This is a genomic window from Catenulispora sp. EB89, assembly GCF_041261445.1.
In the GTDB taxonomy this organism is placed as follows: domain Bacteria; phylum Actinomycetota; class Actinomycetes; order Streptomycetales; family Catenulisporaceae; genus Catenulispora.
Window position 1 is genome coordinate 20,995 of the sequence record NZ_JBGCCU010000043.1, and the last position, 16,147, is coordinate 37,141.

The 16,147-nt window shown below is 70.3% G+C and carries 17 protein-coding genes; 8 read left to right on the plus strand and 9 right to left on the minus strand.

Annotated elements, in window-relative coordinates:
- Positions 1-15: 15 nt before the first annotated feature.
- The 3 genes from ABH920_RS47645 to ABH920_RS47655 form a co-directional block, all read right to left on the minus strand.
- Positions 16-1,089 (minus strand): acyl-CoA dehydrogenase family protein, encoded by a 1,074-nt coding sequence (locus ABH920_RS47645; RefSeq protein WP_370356045.1) that lies wholly within the window; start codon positions 1,087-1,089, stop codon positions 16-18.
- Positions 1,090-1,236: 147 nt separating this feature from the next.
- The gene (locus ABH920_RS47650) at positions 1,237-1,827 is read right to left on the minus strand and encodes a pyridoxamine 5'-phosphate oxidase family protein (protein ID WP_370356047.1); all 591 of its coding nucleotides are present in this window, start codon (positions 1,825-1,827) and stop codon (positions 1,237-1,239) included.
- 61 nt (positions 1,828-1,888) lie between these two features.
- Entirely contained in the window at positions 1,889-2,584 is a 696-nt protein-coding gene (locus tag ABH920_RS47655) for a PadR family transcriptional regulator (protein ID WP_370356049.1), read from the minus strand.
- Positions 2,585-2,691: 107 nt separating this feature from the next.
- Between ABH920_RS47655 and ABH920_RS47660 the strand changes: the two genes are divergently transcribed.
- Both ABH920_RS47660 and ABH920_RS47665 read left to right on the plus strand, forming a co-directional pair.
- Positions 2,692-3,819 carry an LLM class flavin-dependent oxidoreductase gene (locus ABH920_RS47660; protein ID WP_370356051.1) on the plus strand — a complete coding sequence of 376 codons (1,128 nt, stop codon included), beginning with the start codon at positions 2,692-2,694 and terminating at the stop codon, positions 3,817-3,819.
- The gene (locus tag ABH920_RS47665) at positions 3,816-4,793 is read left to right on the plus strand and encodes an alpha/beta hydrolase (protein ID WP_370356053.1); all 978 of its coding nucleotides are present in this window, start codon (positions 3,816-3,818) and stop codon (positions 4,791-4,793) included. The genes ABH920_RS47660 and ABH920_RS47665 overlap by 4 nt, the downstream gene beginning before the upstream one ends.
- Here ABH920_RS47665 and ABH920_RS47670 read toward each other — a convergent pair.
- From ABH920_RS47670 to ABH920_RS47690, 5 genes are all read right to left on the minus strand, one after another.
- Complete coding sequence (locus tag ABH920_RS47670) at positions 4,786-5,532, minus strand: hypothetical protein (protein WP_370356055.1); 747 nt, start codon at positions 5,530-5,532, stop codon at positions 4,786-4,788. The genes ABH920_RS47665 and ABH920_RS47670 overlap by 8 nt on opposite strands.
- Positions 5,533-5,541: 9 nt before the next feature.
- Positions 5,542-6,288 (minus strand): DUF4097 family beta strand repeat-containing protein, encoded by a 747-nt coding sequence (locus ABH920_RS47675; protein ID WP_370356057.1) that lies wholly within the window; start codon positions 6,286-6,288, stop codon positions 5,542-5,544.
- A gap of 234 nt (positions 6,289-6,522) precedes the next feature.
- Complete coding sequence (locus ABH920_RS47680) at positions 6,523-8,697, minus strand: alkaline phosphatase family protein (RefSeq protein ID WP_370356059.1); 2,175 nt, start codon at positions 8,695-8,697, stop codon at positions 6,523-6,525.
- A gap of 29 nt (positions 8,698-8,726) precedes the next feature.
- Positions 8,727-9,599, minus strand: a complete 873-nt coding sequence (locus ABH920_RS47685; protein ID WP_370356149.1) for an acyl-CoA dehydrogenase family protein — start codon at positions 9,597-9,599, stop codon at positions 8,727-8,729.
- Between the two features lie 196 nt (positions 9,600-9,795).
- Complete coding sequence (locus tag ABH920_RS47690; protein WP_370356061.1) at positions 9,796-10,938, minus strand: acyl-CoA dehydrogenase family protein; 1,143 nt, start codon at positions 10,936-10,938, stop codon at positions 9,796-9,798.
- A 42-nt stretch (positions 10,939-10,980) separates the two neighbouring features.
- On the opposite strand from ABH920_RS47690, the gene ABH920_RS47695 reads away from it, so the two are divergent.
- The 6 genes from ABH920_RS47695 (at position 10,981) to ABH920_RS47720 (ending at position 15,753) form a co-directional block, all read left to right on the plus strand.
- The gene (locus ABH920_RS47695) at positions 10,981-12,180 is read left to right on the plus strand and encodes an acyl-CoA dehydrogenase family protein (RefSeq protein WP_370356063.1); all 1,200 of its coding nucleotides are present in this window, start codon (positions 10,981-10,983) and stop codon (positions 12,178-12,180) included.
- Entirely contained in the window at positions 12,177-12,959 is a 783-nt protein-coding gene (locus tag ABH920_RS47700) for an SDR family oxidoreductase (RefSeq protein ID WP_370356065.1), read from the plus strand. The genes ABH920_RS47695 and ABH920_RS47700 overlap by 4 nt, the downstream gene beginning before the upstream one ends.
- Positions 12,952-13,551 (plus strand): TetR/AcrR family transcriptional regulator, encoded by a 600-nt coding sequence (locus ABH920_RS47705; RefSeq protein WP_370356067.1) that lies wholly within the window; start codon positions 12,952-12,954, stop codon positions 13,549-13,551. The genes ABH920_RS47700 and ABH920_RS47705 overlap by 8 nt, the downstream gene beginning before the upstream one ends.
- Before the next feature lie 23 nt (positions 13,552-13,574).
- Positions 13,575-14,726, plus strand: a complete 1,152-nt coding sequence (locus tag ABH920_RS47710) for an acetyl-CoA C-acetyltransferase (protein WP_370356069.1) — start codon at positions 13,575-13,577, stop codon at positions 14,724-14,726.
- Between the two features lie 113 nt (positions 14,727-14,839).
- Positions 14,840-15,307, plus strand: coding sequence for a hypothetical protein (locus ABH920_RS47715; protein WP_370356071.1), 468 nt, complete (start codon positions 14,840-14,842; stop codon positions 15,305-15,307).
- 209 nt (positions 15,308-15,516) lie between these two features.
- Positions 15,517-15,753 (plus strand): hypothetical protein, encoded by a 237-nt coding sequence (locus ABH920_RS47720; protein ID WP_370356073.1) that lies wholly within the window; start codon positions 15,517-15,519, stop codon positions 15,751-15,753.
- A gap of 89 nt (positions 15,754-15,842) precedes the next feature.
- On the opposite strand, the gene ABH920_RS47725 is transcribed toward ABH920_RS47720, so the two are convergent.
- Positions 15,843-16,100, minus strand: coding sequence for a cell division protein CrgA (locus ABH920_RS47725; RefSeq protein WP_370356075.1), 258 nt, complete (start codon positions 16,098-16,100; stop codon positions 15,843-15,845).
- Positions 16,101-16,147 lie beyond the last annotated feature (47 nt).

Sequence of the window (16,147 nt, forward strand, 5' to 3'; positions counted from 1 at the left end):
CGCGGTACGCCTGGCTCAGGCGGCGAGGCCGATCGCGCGGGCATAGCGCCGCCGGTGCCACGCCGGGCTGCCGAACAGCTGCGAGGTGGCGTGCGCACGCTTGAAGTAGAGGTGGATCGGGTGCTCCCACGTGATGCCGATGCCACCGTGGAGTTGGATCGCCTCCCCGGCGATGGTGCTGAACGCCTCGGAACAGTAAGCCTTGGCGCGCGAGGCGGCGACGGTGAGTTCGTGCCCTGACGCGGCGGCGAAGGCGGCGGCGTACGAGGCGGAGCGCGCGGACTCCAGGAGCGTGTAGAGGTCGGCGAGGCGGTGCTTCACGGCTTGGAACGAGCCGATCGGTCGGCCGAACTGGACGCGCTGCTTGGCGTAGGCGAGGGTCAGGTCGAAGGCGCGTTGTGCGGCGCCGACCTGCTCGGCGGAGATGGCGACGCACGCGAGATCGAGGACGCGGTCCGGGTCCGCGCCCAGCGAGAGCGCCGGTGCTGCTCGGAACTCGACGTGGGCTTGCGGGCGACCGGGATCAACGGTTTCGACAGCGCTGACCACCGCATCGCCAGCAGCAACAACAAACAAACCGATGCGCAGGCTGCCCGCATGCGACGCCTGAGCCGACCTATCTGGTTCGAGGGCTGGCTTGGCGTGGTCTTGTATCTGTGCGGGGACTATGAGCAGGTTGGCTGTGCTGCCGTCGAGCATATGGTCCGTGGTCCCGGTCAGCCGCCAGCCGCTGGCTTCCTCAGTTGCAGTAACTCCCGAGGCTTCCCACGCGACCGCAGCATGCGTCTCACCTGCTGCGACCCCCGGCAACAACTCCGCCTTCGCCTCCGCCGAATCCCCGGCCAGAATCGCCTGCGCCGCCAGCGTCGTGCTCAAGTAGCCGGGCACCGCCAACGCCGCGCCGAGCTCTTCGAGCACCACATGCGTCTCCAGCACCGAGAAGCCCGCGCCGCCGTACTCCTCGGGGATCGCAAGCCCGAGCGCTCCGACCTGCTCGGCGAGCAGCCGCCACACGTCGCCGCCGGCGGCCCGCTCCAGCAGCGTCCGCACCGTCCGCCGGAGTTCTTCCTGTTCGGGGTCGAAGCGCATGCGGCGGACCGTAGCGGCCTTCGCCGCAACCCGCCAGAGCGATCTCCGCCCCGAGCCCGAGCTCGAGTACCGGCAGGGCCCCGCCTCGCGCACCGCGCCGGCGCAGCCTTTCTGCTCAAGCTGGCGGCGCGCTCGCCGCCGCCGCGCCTACAACCGCTCCGACTTCACCTGCCCCCGCAGCGTCTCCACCGGCACCGCCGGCAGCCCGTCGATGCTCGTCGCGTTCTTGCGCGCCACGTAGTCGACGTGGAACTCCTCGTCGCGCCGGCCGAAGTACTCGGCCAGCAGTCGCCGGTCGCCCTTGTACTCCATGAAGGGCACCGCGTAGCCGCAGGAGTCGCTGATGCGCGTGGCCTGGACCAACACGATCGCGCGCGCTCCCGGGTCGGCGGCGGCTGGGAACAGGCCGATGTACTCGTCCCAGCGGGGGTCGTCGTGCCACAGCACTTCGCCGGTGCCGTGGACGCGCACGATGTTCGGCGGCCCCTCGAACGCCACCCACATCACCGTGATGCGGCCGTTCTCGCGCAGGTGGGCCAGGCTTTCGGCGCCGCTGCCGGTGAGGTCCAGGTACGCCAGGCGGTCCGGGCCGAGGACCGCCAGCGAGCCCAGCGTGCCCTTCGGCGAGAGGTTGACGTGTCCGTCGGCGGCCAGTGGTGCGGTCGCCACGAAGAACAGGGGCTGCGCCTCGATGAACGTGCGGAGCTTGGCGTCGATGACCTCGTGCACGGTAGCCATGCTTCGAGTGTCCACCGTGCCCGCATTCTGGGCAACGACATTCCGGATCGCGGACGTTTATTCAGTCCTTGTCATTAGGCCCCGAAGGTGTGCCCGGCAGTCGCGGCGCCAGTGACGGCGAATCGGCCGGCAACGGTACCGGCTCCGTGGCCCGCCCCGAAGCCGTCAGCTCGTCCAGATCCCGCAGCATCTGCTCGGCCAGGTCCCGCTCCGCCGCGTGGTACCGCTCGGCCCACTTCAGTGCGATCTCCGGGTACGCCCAGGCCGTCTCCTCGTGCGCGGCTCCCGCGTCCACCGCCGCTTCGGCCCGGCGCCGCTCCGAGTTGTCGCGGTGCTCCGCCACGATCTCGCGCAGCCGCTCCGGCTCGGTCAGGTGCCCCAACCAAACCCGTAGTAGCACCCCGTGCTTCAGCACCGGTACCTCGACCGGCGCCGTCCGCGCCCAGGTCCGCACCGCCTCGCGTCCGGCGTCCGTGATCGCGTACACGCGCTTGCCGCGCACGTCGTCCTGCATCACGGTCCGCGACGTCACGTATCCGTGCTTCTCCAGCCGCTTGAGCTCGCCGTAGATCTGGCTGAACGACGGCGACCAGTAGAACAACTTCAGCGACCAGTCGGCCCACTTCTTGATGTCGTAGCCGGACAGCTCCTGCTCGAACGACAGCATCCCGAGCACCGCCCAACCCGTCGCGGGCAGACGCGGATCGTCGGCGCCGGCTTCGGTTTCCGCCGGTTCGTCCTGTGATTGAGGGGCCACGTCAGTAAGGGTAGTGGTTCGCGACAAGCCTTGACTCCTCGCGAAGGCTGAGATTTCATGCGCCACGCAGTGTGTTTCTAATAGAAATACCGCCGTGGGAGGTGCCCGTGCAGTTCTCCGTGATCTTCGAGGCCCAGCTCGCCGACCCCACCCCCGACCGCGAGCGCGCGACCCTCGCCGACTGCGTCGCCCAGGCCGTCGCCGCCGAGGCCGCCGGCTTCGACCGGGTCTGGGCCGTCGAGCACCACTCCCTGCTCCGCTACGCCCACATGTCCGCACCCGACGTCTTCCTGGCCCACGTCGCGGCCCGGACCACGCGCATCCGCCTCGGCCACGGCGTGGTCTGCCTGCCCTTCGGCTACGGCCACCCGATCCGCGTCGCCGAACGCGCCGCGATGCTCGACGTCCTGTCCGGCGGCCGCCTCGACCTCGGCGCCGGACGCGGCGCCACCGGCCAGGAGATGGCGATGTGCGGCGTGGACCCCGCCTCGACCTACGAACAGGTCGAAGAAGCCTTGCGGATCCTCGGAAACTGCTGGACCACCGACCGCTTCGAGTGGCACGGACTCCTCGACATCGGTCCCGGCCAGGTCCTGCCCCGGCCGGTCCAGACGCCGCATCCGCCGCTGTTCATGGCGTGTTCGAAGGCTGCGACGCTCCGCACCGCCGCCGACTACGGCATCGGCGCGCTCGTCCTCGGCTTCGCCGGTGCGGACGACATCGCCGCGATGCGCAAGATCTACGACGAGGCGATCGCCGAGCGCACCGGCGAGAAGTTCGTCTCCCCGGTCCGCAACGACCACTTCGCCGCGCTGTGCCCGACGATCGTCGCCGACGACGGCGACGCCGCGTTCCGCATCGGGGCGCGGGGCCAGCGTTTCTTCGCCGAGTCGATCCTGCACTGGTACGGCGGCGGCCCCGAGCCGTCCGAGGACACCGAAGACGACGACAACGCCGCCGTGCTCCGGCTGGAGAAGGAAGCCGTCGTCGCCAAACTGCACGAGGCGAACATCCCGGTCCGCCCGAGCTCCACCGGCACCTACAACGTGAACCACGCTTACGGCACCGCCGCCCGCGCCGTCGAATACGTCGAACAACTCGCGGACATCGGCGTCGACGAGGTGATCTGTCTGATCCAGATGGGTACCGTTCCGCATGACGCCGCGATGGAGACCATCCGCCAATGGGGCGCCCACGTGATCCCGCACTTCCAGACGAAGGACGAGACCCGATGACGCTCGACCCGCAGGCCCGCGCCATCGTCGACACGCTCGCCGTGATCTTCCCCGACCTCGGCGGCACCGTCACCGACGCGGCTCAGGCCCGCGAAATCCTTGCCCTGGCACCGGAACTGCCGGTCCTGGTGCCGTTGCCGTCGGTGGCGGACCGGACGATCCCCGGGCTCGACGGTGCCCCCGAGATCCCGGTGCGGATCTACCGCCCGGTGGCGGATCAGGACACTGTGACGCCTGTCGTCGTGTTCTTCCACGGCGGCGGCTTCAGCATCTGCAACATCGCCATCTACGACAACTTCTGCCGCGATATCGCGCGCTCCGTCGGCGCGACCGTGGTCTCCGTGGAATACCGCCTCGCCCCCGAGACGCCGTATCCCGGCGGCCTCGACGACGCCTACGCCGCAACCGCGTGGGTCGCCGAGCACGCCGCCGAACTGCGCGTGGATCCCGCACGGCTGGCCGTCGCCGGCGACAGCGGGGGCGGCAACTTCGCCGCGGTGGTGTCGCTGATGGCGCGGGACCGTGCGGTGCTCGGACATCAGAGCCCGAAGATCGCCGTGCAGCTGCTCGTCTACCCGTCGGTCGATCTGGCCGGCGCCGACTCCGGCTATCCCTCGCGCGAGGAGAACGCGACCGGCTTCTTCCTCACGGCTCAGCACATGGCCTGGTTCCACGAGCAGTACGTCCAGGGCTCCGACGTCACGGATCCCTATATGTCGCCGATCAAAGCGCCGGACCACAGCGGTCTGCCGCACGCCGTCGTCGTGACCGCCGAGCACGATCCGCTGCGGGACGAGGGGGACGCCTACGCCGGAAAGCTCGCCGCGGCCGGGGTCGCCGTGGACCACTTCCCGGTCGAGGGGATGTTCCACGGCTTCCTGAACATGCCGCATCCGACCGCCGCGGCGACCCGCGCCGCGGTGTTCGCCGCGGTGCGGGCCGCTCTCGGCTCCGACGTCTCCGGCGCTACTTGATCGTGACCCCGGCGTTGGTGGTGGTCACGTCGATGACGTTGTTGGCGCGCCGGTCCTGCTTGTTCTGCAGGTTCGGCTCGGCGTTCGTGGTCGAGACATTGTCGTAGTACACCGTGCGGCCGTCGGTGACGATGGTGACGCCCGCGTTGGTGGTGGCCGCCGTGATGGTCGTGGGGGCGCCGACGAACGTGGCCTTGATGCCGGCGTTGGTGGTGTTCATGACGGCGTCGCCCGAGCCGAGCTGGTCGGCCTCGATGCCCGCGTTCGTGCTGTGCAGGTTCACCGGGCCGGAGACGTTGCTGACGAACACGCCGGCGTTGCTGGTCGTCACCTGCACGGAGACCGTCGGGGGCACCTGGATGTCGATGTCCGCGCCGCAGTCGCCGCCGCCGCAGTCCTTGCTCAGCGTCAGCACGCCGTCGGCGTACTGCTCGGTCACCTTCGGGTTTTCGGTGCCGCTGAACGCGTGCCAGGTGAGAGTGGCCTTGCCGGTCACCCCGGACACCGCGGCGTTACCGGTGATCCGGACGGTGCTGTTGCTGTCCTGGACCACGACCCGGGCGACCGGGCCCGCCAGGTTGAGGTTCTGCTGCGTCTGCTTGCCGTCCACGGACCCGGACACGACCAGGGCCGCGGCGCCGCACGGGATGGCGATCGCGGCGACGACGCCGAGCAGCGCGACCGTGCTGACCCGGATGCCCGCGATCGGGCGGCGGGTCGGAGTGGGTTCAGTGCTCATGTCAGGCCTCTAACTGATCGTCACGTCGGCGTTGGTGGTGGTCACGTCGATCTCGGCGGCGGCCATGCGGTCCTGCACGTTCGTCAGGTACCGGAGGCCGTTGGTGGTGCTGACCGAGTCGTAGTAGGCGGTCTGCCCGTCGGTGGCGATGGTCACGCCGCCGTTGGTGGTGCTCGCCGTGATCCGGGTCGGCGCGCCGCGGAAGGAGGCGTTCACGCTGCCGTTCGTGGTCTGGAAGGAGGCGTTCCCCGAACCCAGGTCCTCGGCGTCGATGCTGCCGTTGCCGGAGGTCAGGTCGACCGCGCCGGTCACCCCGCTGACCTCGATGTGCCCCTGGGAGGTGGCGGCCTGCACCGAGACGTTGCGCGGCACCGTCAGCGTGATGTCGACGGGCCCGCAGCCGCCGCCGGAGCAGTCCTTGGTGAGCGTCAGTACGCCGTCCGCGACACTCTGCCGCAGCACCGGCCGCTTGCCGCCCTTGCCCTTCCACTGCAGCACGGCCTGCCCCTGCACCCCGGTGGCGGCGGAGTTGCCGGTGATCTGCACATCACTCTCGGAATCGGCGACCACGACCCGCGTGATCGGCCCGGCGGCCGCGACGGCGACCCGCGCCTGCTGGTCGGTCACCCGCGAGGACATCGCGAACGCCGCGGCGACGGCCGGCACGCTCACGGCCACGATCACGCCGGCCATCGCGATGGTGCTGATCCGCAGGGCGCCGATCGGGGCGCGGGGCGGGGTGGCATCGAAGCTCATGAGGAAATGGTGGCTCGGGGACGGGGGTCCGGGCGATGGGGGTAGCCCCACTCTTGGCAGGGGCTAAGACTACCTGCGGTGATCTTGGGGCGGCGGTTCGCGGCGGCGGGGCGGCTGGCGGCAGCCGGGCAGGAAGCCGAAACCTCCGGCTGCCCACCCGGCCGACATCCCAGCTCAAGCCAGTCCAGCTCAAGCGGGCCGAGCTTAAGCCTGCCCAGCTCAAGCTAGCCGATCTCAGCCCTGATGCAGCTCAATCAGCGGACTCCGCCCCGCCGCCGTCTTCGCGAACCCGACCGCCCACACCTGCCCGCCGGCCGCGCCGAGGCCGCCGAGCACGGTGTCGCCGCTGCCCGGGTCCGGCGCCGCGACCGCGTGCCAGCCGGTCGCGTCGTGGCGCGCCAGGACGGGGACCTGCTTGCCGGCGGCGTCCGAGTAGTACGTGCCGGCCAGCCAGGCGCTGTCCTTGCCGGTCGCCGTCACCGCGGTCACGTCGCTGAAGCGCGCGCCGAGCTCCGCCGCCGTCTGTGCGCTCCACACACCACGCGCGAAGTGCTCCACGAACGGCACCGCCTGGTGCGTGCTGTCGTCCGTCTGGCCCACGGCCCACACCTCGCCGTCCCGCACGCTCACGCTCTGCAGCAGCGCCGCGTCGAGGCCTGGGACGTGCGCCTCGCTCCAGCACCGGCCGTCCCAGTGCAGGACCAGCGGCGTGTCGGAGTGCGCGTCGTCGCGTTGCCCGACCGCGTAGACCGAGTCCGGGCCGTCGGCGCTGATGCCGTACAGCTGGTTGCCGAAGGCGCCCGGGTTCGGCGACGGCACCACCGACCACGCGCTCCCGTCGAAGTGCTCGATCAGCGTGCCGAACGTGCCGGCGCGGTTCTGCCGGATCCCGGCGGCCCACACGTCGTGGTCGCTGACCGCGGTCGCCGAGTAGAGGATGTCGCGCTGCGCGTTCAGCTTCGGTGCGGGCACCACGTGCCACGCGCTGCCGTTCCAGGCCTCGATGACGCTGTGCGGCAGGAAGTCCGCGCCGAGCGCGACGCCGACCGCCCACGCCTGGCCCGGCACCGCCGCGACGCCGAACAGCGTGCCGAAGTTCGGGCCGGGGTTCGGGGTCGGGGTGGACGTCCACTTCGTGCCGTCGAAGTGCGCGGCCATGGTCAGCGTGGCGTCCTGGTTCGCGGTCGCGGCGTCCGGCAGGTAGTTGCCGACGGCCCACACGTCGCTCTTCGACACGGCCGCGACCGCACCGAACGTGTTGTCCCCGGTGCCGATGTACGGCGCGGGCTGGACGGCCCAGCCGTTCTGGCTGATCGGGGTGTCGACGGTCGTGACCGGCTCGGTCGGGATCGGGGTCGGCGTCGCGTAGCTCGGCACCGGGAGTGCGCGGTAGGCCTGCGCCGCGCTGCCGGTCGGCGTCAGCAGCGGCGTGAGCGGACGGGTCGCCGCGTCGCACGCGTGCGCCAGGCAGCCCAGAGCGAAGTTCTGCTCGACGGTGTCCAGCAGCGAGTAGTGGTCGTACGGCGTGGCGTCCCGCACGGCGCGCGGGCCGTGGCTGGTCACCAGCACCGTCGCGACCTGACCGCCGCCCCCGGCGTTGTCGTCGCCCTCGTCGTAGGTGATGGCGACGGCGTTGTTGCCCTTGGCCCAGAACGAAGCCGAGGTGATCTTCTGCACCAGCTCGCCGAGGTACGCGTCGCCGGTCGCGACCAGGCGCTGGTCCTGCGGGTCCGCGGTCGCGAGGTCGCCGCCGTCGACGGTGCCGGAGTCCAGGCAGTACGGCGGGTCGCCGTGCTGGTCGTGGCACTCGTCCGGGATCACCCAGCCGAACGCCGGGACGTCGTCGGAGGCCAGGTCCCGGTCCAGCTGGTCGACGGGGACCTGGTTGTTCCAGTCGCGCGGGTTGTCGGAGGTGGTGAAGTTCTGGATGCCGTCGTGCTTGGAGACGTAGAGCGGGTCCTTGTCCGGCGCGCCGTTGCAGTCGGCGGGGAAGCAGATGCCCTGATACCCGGCGTGGGGGAGGCTTTGCAGGTACGCCTTCCAGGGCAGGTTCTTCGCGTCGAGCTGCGAGATCAGGCTCGGCTGGGCGACCTTCTGGGTGTAGTAGGCGTTGTCGCTGGTGACGCCGAAGGTGTCGCCGCCGAGCAGCCCGACGTAGTTCGGCTCGCTCGGGTGCGAGACGCCGGTGTAGTCGGTGGCCAGGCCGTACTGCTGCGCCAGGGCGTTCAGGTTCGGGGCGGCCGGGTTGCCGATCACGTCGGTGAAGCCGTGGTTCTCCTCGACGATGACGAAGACGTGGTCGTAGTGGCCGGGGCTCGCGGCCGCCGAGGCCGTTGACGCGCCGACCGGCACGACGGCGGCCGCCACCAGGGCCGCCGCGGCCAGACTTGCTCGCAATGTGAGGGACATGTCCTCAGTGCACCACTAAGGGGTGAATATCAGAGGTCTCCGATATGGCGGAGCAGCCGATCGCGATGGAAGGAGGGGCTTCCCCACGCCGAATACAGGACCCTGATCTTCTTGAAGTAGACGGACAGGTCGTACTCGTCGGTGTAGCCGATGGCGCCGTGGAGCTGGAGCGCGGCGCGGGCAGAGCGGTAGGCGGCGTCGCTCGCGGCGGCCTTCGCGGCCGAGACGTCGCCGGGGTCGGCGCTGAGCGCGGCGGCGAAGACGAGGGGACGCGCGAACTCCAGTCCGGTGTGCGCGTCGGCGAGGCGGTGCTTGACGGCTTGGTACTCGCCGATCGCGTGGCCGTACTGCACGCGCTGCTTGGCGTAGGCGACGGTCATGTCGAGCGCGGCACGCCCGAGCCCCAGCAGCTGCGCGGCGGTGAGGAGCGCGGCGGTGTCGAAGACGAGGTCGGCGTGCGGGGGCAGGCCGGTGACCGGGAAGAGCGAGCGGGTCGGGTCGAGCGAGGCGACGGGTCGCGGATCGCCGGGAGGAAAACAGTTGTCTGCGATATCGGCGTTCGGTGCGTAGGGCGCGATCGGCGGAACGGCGGTGGTGGCGATCAGGCCGGCGGCGAGTTGTTCCCGCGCTGGAGGATGCGCGGCCGCGACCGCGAGCGATTCCGGATACGGACCGGGCGCCGCGTGGTAGCCGACGCGCTCGAGCGCCGCGCACAACTCGACGGGGTACTCGCCGGCGAGGGAGTGCATGCCGATCGCGGCCAGCCCGCGCCAGATATCGAGGCCGGGCTTGGTGTCGCCGGCGGCCCAGGCGCGTGCCGCCGCGACGCCGTTCGCATCGCGCAACAAAGAGTCGACCGCATCGCGGAAGTCGCGCTGCTCCTCGGTCAGAGCGAACCTCACCATGCCGCCTCCTCGGTCCGCGCCCGACCGCCGTCGCGCCGGTCGCCTGAACCTGAGCTCACCGTGCCGCGCCGACTGCCCTGCGCTCGCGCCCGACCACCGTCGCGCCTGCCGCTCGAACCTGAGCTCGCCGCGCCGCGCTGACTGCCCCGCGCTCGCGCCCGACCGCCAGCGTGCCCGCCGCCCGAAGCCGCTCTCACCGCGCCCCCCTCGGCAACCCGAGCACCCGCTCGGCCACCACGTTCCGCTGCACTTCGTTCGTCCCGGCGTAGATCGGCCCGGCCAGCGCGAACAGGTACCCGTCCATCCACGCCGAGTCCAGTCGCTCCGCGTCCGGCCCCAGCAGGTCCAGTGCCGTCTCGTGCATCGCCAGGTCCAGCTCCGACCAGAACAGCTTGTTCACGCTCGTCTCGGCCCCGAGCGTGCCGCCGTCCGCGATCCGCGCCGCCGTCTCGAACGTCGCCAGCCGGTACGCCCGCGCCCCGATCCAGGCGTCGGCGACGCGGTCCCGGAACTCCGCCGGCCGCCCCGCCGCACGCCACAGCGCGACCAACCGCGCGGCCGTGGCCATGAAACGCCCCGGCGAGCGCAGATACAGCCCGCGCTCCTTGCCCGCGGTGGCCATCGTGACTTTCCAGCCCTCGCCGACCGCGCCCAAAACATCCGCGTCCGGCACGTACACCGCGTCGAAGAACAGCTCTGCGAAGCCCGGTTCGCCGTCGAACTGCGGGATCGGTCGGACCGTGATCCCCGGCGCGGTCAGCGGGAACAGGAAGTACGTCAGCCCTCGATGACGTTCGGCGGCCGGGTCGCTGCGGAACAGTCCGAAGCCCCAGTCCGCGAACGTCGCGCGCGAGGACCACGTCTTCTGTCCCGACAGCAGCCAGCCGTCGTCCGACGGCGCGCGCACCGCTGTCGAACGCAGCGCGGCCAGGTCTGAACCGGCCTCCGGCTCGGACCAGACCTGCGCCCAGATCTGCTCGCCGGAGGCCATCGCGGGCAGGAACCGCGCCTTCTGCGCGGCGCTCCCGTGGTCCAGGATCGACGGCGCCAGCAGGTTGATCCCGTTCTGCGACACCCGTCCCGGCGCGCCCGCGGCCCAGTACTCCTCCTCGAAGACCAGCCACTCGGTGATCGAGGCGCCGCGTCCGCCGTACTCGGCCGGCCACGAGACCACGGAGTACCGCTCGTCGTACAGCTCCCGCTCCCAGCGCCGGTGCGCTTCGAAGCCCTCGGCGGTGTCCATCGACGGCAGCGGCTCGGCCGGCAGGTGCGCGGCCAGCCAGGTGCGCGCCGTCGCCCGGAACGCCTCCTCGGCCGCGCTGAAGCTCAGGTCCACGCGGCCTACCGTACCAAGCAAACGATTGGTAGGGTAGAGTGTGTGGACCCCACCGACAGCGCCGAGGACGAGGCGTTCCGTGCGGAGATTTTCCGGACCGAGCTGCGGGACTGGCTCCACGACCACCTCACCGGCGAGTTCGCCGACGCCAGGGGCCTGGGCGGCCCGGGGCGCGAACACGAGGCCTTCGACGTCCGCCTGGCCTGGGACCGGCATCTCGCCGAGCACGGCTGGACCTGCCTGGACTGGCCCGAGGAGTACGGAGGCCGGGCCGCCGGCGTCGCCCAGCAGGTGATCTTCCACGAGGAGTACGCCCGCGCCGACGCCCCGATCCGCGTCAGCCACATCGGCGAGCAACTCCTCGGCCCCACTCTCATCGCGCACGGCACCGAAGAGCAGAAACAGCGCTTCCTGCCGGGTATCCGCAGCGTGACAGAGCTCTGGTGCCAGGGCTACTCCGAACCCGACGCGGGCTCGGATCTGGCGAACGTCAAGACCACGGCCGTGCTCTCCGACGACGGCACCGAGTGGATCCTCAACGGCCAGAAGGTCTGGACGTCGCTGGCGCACCTGGCCGACTGGTGCTTCGTGGTGGCCCGCACCGACCCCGCCAAGCCGAAACATCGAGGCCTGTCATACCTCCTGGTCCCGATGAAGCAGCCCGGCGTCGAGGTCCGCCCGATCCTCCAGCTGACCAGGACCTCCGAGTTCAACGAGGTCTACTTCACCGATGCCCGTACCGACGTCGCGAACGTCGTCGGCGGCGTCGACGACGGCTGGCGGGTCGCGATGGCCACGCTCGGCTTCGAGCGCGGCGTGTCGACACTCGGCCAGCAGATCGGCTTCCGGCGCGAGCTGGACGGCGTCATCGCGTCCGCGAAGCGCACCGGAGCGATCGACGACCCGCTCATCCAGGACCGCCTCGCCCGCGCCGCCATCGGTCTGGACGTGATGCGCCTCAATGCCCTGCGATCCATGACCGGCCTCGCCGACGGCACGCCCGGCCCCGAGGCCTCGATCGCCAAGCTGGTCTGGGCGCGGTGGCACCGCGACCTCGGCGAGCTGGCGATGGACGTGCTCGGCGCGGCGGGCACCGTCACCGGCCCGGACTACGACCTCGACGAATGGCAGCGGCTGTGGCTGTTCAGCCGCGCCGACACCATTTACGGCGGATCCGACGAGATCCAGCGCACTGTCATCGCCGAGCGCGTCCTCGGCCTGCCGAAGGAGCCGCGCGCGTGACCGTGCCTTTGTACGTGGAGGGCCACAACCTCCTCGCCGGAAAGAACGTCGCCGTCACCGCCGCCGCCGGGACCGGCATCGGCGCCGCCGCCGCGCGCCGCTGCCTCGAGGAGGGCGCCCGCGTCGTCGTCAGCGACCACCACGAACGCCGCCTGGAGGAGACCCGCGCGGCGCTGGCCAAGGACTTCGACGAGGACTCGGTGCACGCCATCGTCTGCGACGTCACCCGCGAGGAGCATGTCCAAGCCCTGATCGACGGAACCGCCGACCGCTTCGGCCGCCTGGACGTCCTGATCAACAACGCGGGCCTCGGCGGCACCGCCTCCGTCCTGGACATGACCGACGAGCAGTGGCTGCGCGTCCTGGACGTCACCCTGAACGGCACCTTCCGCTGCACCCGCGCGGCCCTGCGCCGCATGCGCGACCAGGGCTCCGGCGGCGCCGTCGTGAACAACGCCTCGGTCATCGGCTGGCGCGCCCAGGAGGGCCAGGCGCACTACGCCGCCGCGAAAGCCGGGGTCATGGCTCTGACCCGCTGCTCGGCCCTGGACGCCGCCGTCTACGGTGTCCGGGTGAACGCCGTCGCGCCCTCGCTGGCCATGCACCCCTTCCTGGCCAAGGTCACGACCGACGAACTGCTCGCCGAGCTGACCGCCCGCGAGGCGTTCGGGCGCGCCGCCGAGCCGTGGGAGGTCGCGAATGCCATGGTGTTCCTGGCAAGCGACTATGCCTCCTACCTGACCGGTGAAGTCCTCTCCGTTTCGAGCCAACATGCCTAAACCCACCACCTCCGACCGCCGAGCCGAGCTGCTGACCCTGGCCGCCGGCCTGTTCGCCGAGCGCGGCTACAAGAACACGACGGTGCGCGACATCGCCGACGCCGCCGGGATCCTGTCCGGGAGCCTCTACCACCACTTCGATTCCAAGGAGACGATGGCGGACGAGATCCTCCGGACCTTCCTGGACGAGCTGTTCCGCGACTACCGCGCGATCATCGAGCGCGAGAGCGATCCGCGCCGCGCCTTCGAGCAACTGGTCGACGCCTCCTTCCAGGCCATCGACCGCAGCCACGCGGCGATCGCGCTCTACCAGAACGAGGCCAAGCAGCTGCGCCAGTCGCCGCGCTTCGCCTACCTGGACGACACCGACCGCGAGTTCCGCGAGATCTGGCTCGGCACGCTGGAGAAGGGGATCGCCTCCGGCGCGTTCCGCTCCGATCTGGACGCCACGATGGCCTACCGCTTCGTGCGCGACACGGTGTGGGTCGCGGTCCGTTGGTACGTGCCCGGCGGCAAGCTCACCGCCGAGGCGGTCTCGGCGCAGTACCTCTCGATGATCCTCGAAGGGTTCCAGAGCAGGGACCAGCAGTAGCCGGCAGGGAGAGTGACGCACGCATGGCTGAGGCCTACATAGTCGAGGCACGGCGAACCGCGGTCGGGCGCAAGAAGGGTGCGTTGTCCGCGGCGCATCCGGCCGACCTGGGAGCGCACGTCATCAAGGCCGTCGTGGACGCCGCCGGCGTGGACCCGGCGGCCGTGGACGACGTCGTGTTCGGCTGCGTCGACACCATCGGGACGCAGGCCGGGGACATCGCGCGCACCGCGTGGCTGGCCGCCGGACTGCCCGAGGAGGTGCCCGGCGTGACCGTGGACCGGCAGTGCGGATCCTCGCAGCAGGCCGTGCACTTCGCGGCCCAGGCGGTGATGAGCGGCACGGCCGATCTCGTGGTGGCCGGCGGCGTGCAGAACATGTCGCAGATCCCGATCGCCGCCGCGATGACGGTCGCGACGCAGTTCGGCATCACGGACCCGTTCTCCGGATCGAAGGGCTGGAAAGCGCGGTACGGCGACCAACCGGTGTCGCAGTTCCACGCCGCCGAGCTGATCGCCGAGAAGTGGGACATCTCCCGGGACGCGATGGAGGACTTCGCTCTTGAGTCCCATCGGCGCGCCCTAGCGGCGATCGACGAGGGACGGTTCGAGCGCGAGATCGTGCCGTACGAAGGGTTCGCGGTCGACGAGGGCCCGCGGCGGGACACGTCCAAGGAGGCGATGGCCGGCCTGCGGACGCTCGTCGAGGGCGGCCGCCTGACCGCCGCGGTCTCGTCGCAGATCTCTGATGCGTCCGCCGCACTGCTCATCGCCTCCGAGGACGCGGTGCGGACGCACGGCCTCACGCCACGCGCTCGGATCCACCACCTTTCCGTCCGTGGCGCAGACCCGATCTTCATGCTCACCGCGCCGATCCCGGCCACGGAACATGCTTTGCGCAAGGCCGGTATGAAGCTGGACGACATCGATCTCATCGAGATCAACGAGGCCTTCGCGCCGGTGGTCCTGGCCTGGGCGCACGAGGCGGCCGCCGACCTCTCCAAGGTGAACGTCAACGGCGGCGCGATCGCCTTGGGGCATCCGCTCGGCGCCACCGGCGCGCGTCTGATGACCACGCTGCTCCACGAACTGGAGCGCACCGGCGGCCGCTACGGCCTGCAGACGATGTGCGAGGGCGGCGGGCAGGCGAACGTCACCATCATCGAAAGGCTCTGAACTGCACCGTTGTACCGGTCGGGAAACGTTCGCTGAAACGTGTGCGATCTGTGATGCTTATCAGTTCCTGAATCTCGTGACCGCACTGATTCCCGGCAGTACGCTGAATAGCGATGAGCACGAACATGAAAGCCGGTGCCGCCGTCGCCGCAGTGGTACTGCTGCTGTTTCTCATCGTGCGGCCGACGACCAGCTCGGGGCATCACTTCAAGGTGACCGCCACCGAGTACGACTGCAACGTCAAAATCGCGGACGACCCGCGGCCGTTGAACAAGGAAGTGTTGTCGACGGTCGCCATCAAGTGCGCCACGCCGCCGAAGCAGACCTCGCTGGTCCTGCAGCTCCAGTACCGCAAGGACGGCAGCAGCCCGTGGACGAACGACGGCGACGCCCGCGCGTTCACCGGCATCCCCGGACCGGACTACACGGACATCAACATCACGCAGCCGTGCAAGGCCGGCAGCTTCCGCATCGCGTACCAGTTGCAGGGGGTCGCGGCGGTGCTGGGGACCTCCATCCAGGAGCAGCAGCAGTTCGGCAGCAGCAAGGACATCAGCCAGTCGCAGTGCGACAACTCCTGAGCTGATCGCATCCGGTCCGGTCCGGTCCGAGCCGCCCGGTTCTGCCGTGACGTAGCCGGGGTCCGACCTGGCGTATCCGGTCTGACCTGGCTTTTGGTCGCGGGTGATCACCCACGCGGAGGTATCGGAGTGCGCCGACCCCCGGGCGTCCGTGCGAGCCTTCTTAGGGCACCCTTTGTGCCTGGTCGATCATTCGAAGGAGTACTCGCATGAGGAAGTTCGCCATGCTCGCTGTCGGCACCGCGTTCGCGGCCGGCGTCGTTCTCGTCCCGGCCACCGCTGCCAGCGCGGCCGCCACTCCCACCGCAGGCTCCCCGGTCGCCCAAGTCCATCCCCGGGTCTCCATTTACGGCTGCATCAGCTCCGGCGGTCAGGTCCAGGAGATCGCGCCCGGATACGGCATCTGCATCGGCGGTTACGACGACGGTCAGCCGGTTTGGTGGTAACCGCATAGCAAGCCGGACATCGTCCTCGATCGCGGATTCGGCTTAGCCGCAGCACACGGGTCTTCGCGTCCATCGGGCGCGGAGGCCCGTCAGTGTTCGAGCCCTGATTTCCGGGCCCGCGCGGCCCGTACCTCTTGCCGCTTCTTCTCCAGGGGGTCGCCGTGCCACAGCATCGACAGGCCGATGAAGCCGGTGATGAAAACGCCCACGATCGCGTAGTTCCAGCCGCCGAGCGCGTGTTGTCCGGGAAGCGGGGAGAGGGTGTATGTGAGGATCCATACGGTGGCCAGAGCGAGGCAACCGAGGATCACTCCGCCGAACCACGGAGGCGAGGGCTTGTCATTCATGGCTCTCCTGTCAAGGTGGACCCTTGCTCTGCAGTGTGATGCGTGCC

Bases quoted from the DNA above. Each gene is read 5' to 3' on its own strand.
- ABH920_RS47645 (WP_370356045.1), bottom strand. From the start codon at position 1,089: ATGCGCTTCGACCCCGAACAGGAAGAACTCCGGCGGACGGTGCGGACG.
- ABH920_RS47705 (WP_370356067.1), top strand. From the start codon at position 12,952: ATGCCTAAACCCACCACCTCCGACCGCCGAGCCGAGCTGCTGACCCTG.
- ABH920_RS47715 (WP_370356071.1), top strand. From the start codon at position 14,840: ATGAGCACGAACATGAAAGCCGGTGCCGCCGTCGCCGCAGTGGTACTG.
- ABH920_RS47675 (WP_370356057.1), bottom strand. From the start codon at position 6,288: ATGAGCTTCGATGCCACCCCGCCCCGCGCCCCGATCGGCGCCCTGCGG.
- ABH920_RS47650 (WP_370356047.1), bottom strand. From the start codon at position 1,827: ATGGCTACCGTGCACGAGGTCATCGACGCCAAGCTCCGCACGTTCATC.
- ABH920_RS47680 (WP_370356059.1), bottom strand. From the start codon at position 8,697: ATGTCCCTCACATTGCGAGCAAGTCTGGCCGCGGCGGCCCTGGTGGCG.
- ABH920_RS47720 (WP_370356073.1), top strand. From the start codon at position 15,517: ATGAGGAAGTTCGCCATGCTCGCTGTCGGCACCGCGTTCGCGGCCGGC.
- ABH920_RS47710 (WP_370356069.1), top strand. From the start codon at position 13,575: ATGGCTGAGGCCTACATAGTCGAGGCACGGCGAACCGCGGTCGGGCGC.
- ABH920_RS47725 (WP_370356075.1), bottom strand. From the start codon at position 16,100: ATGAATGACAAGCCCTCGCCTCCGTGGTTCGGCGGAGTGATCCTCGGT.
- ABH920_RS47665 (WP_370356053.1), top strand. From the start codon at position 3,816: ATGACGCTCGACCCGCAGGCCCGCGCCATCGTCGACACGCTCGCCGTG.
- ABH920_RS47670 (WP_370356055.1), bottom strand. From the start codon at position 5,532: ATGAGCACTGAACCCACTCCGACCCGCCGCCCGATCGCGGGCATCCGG.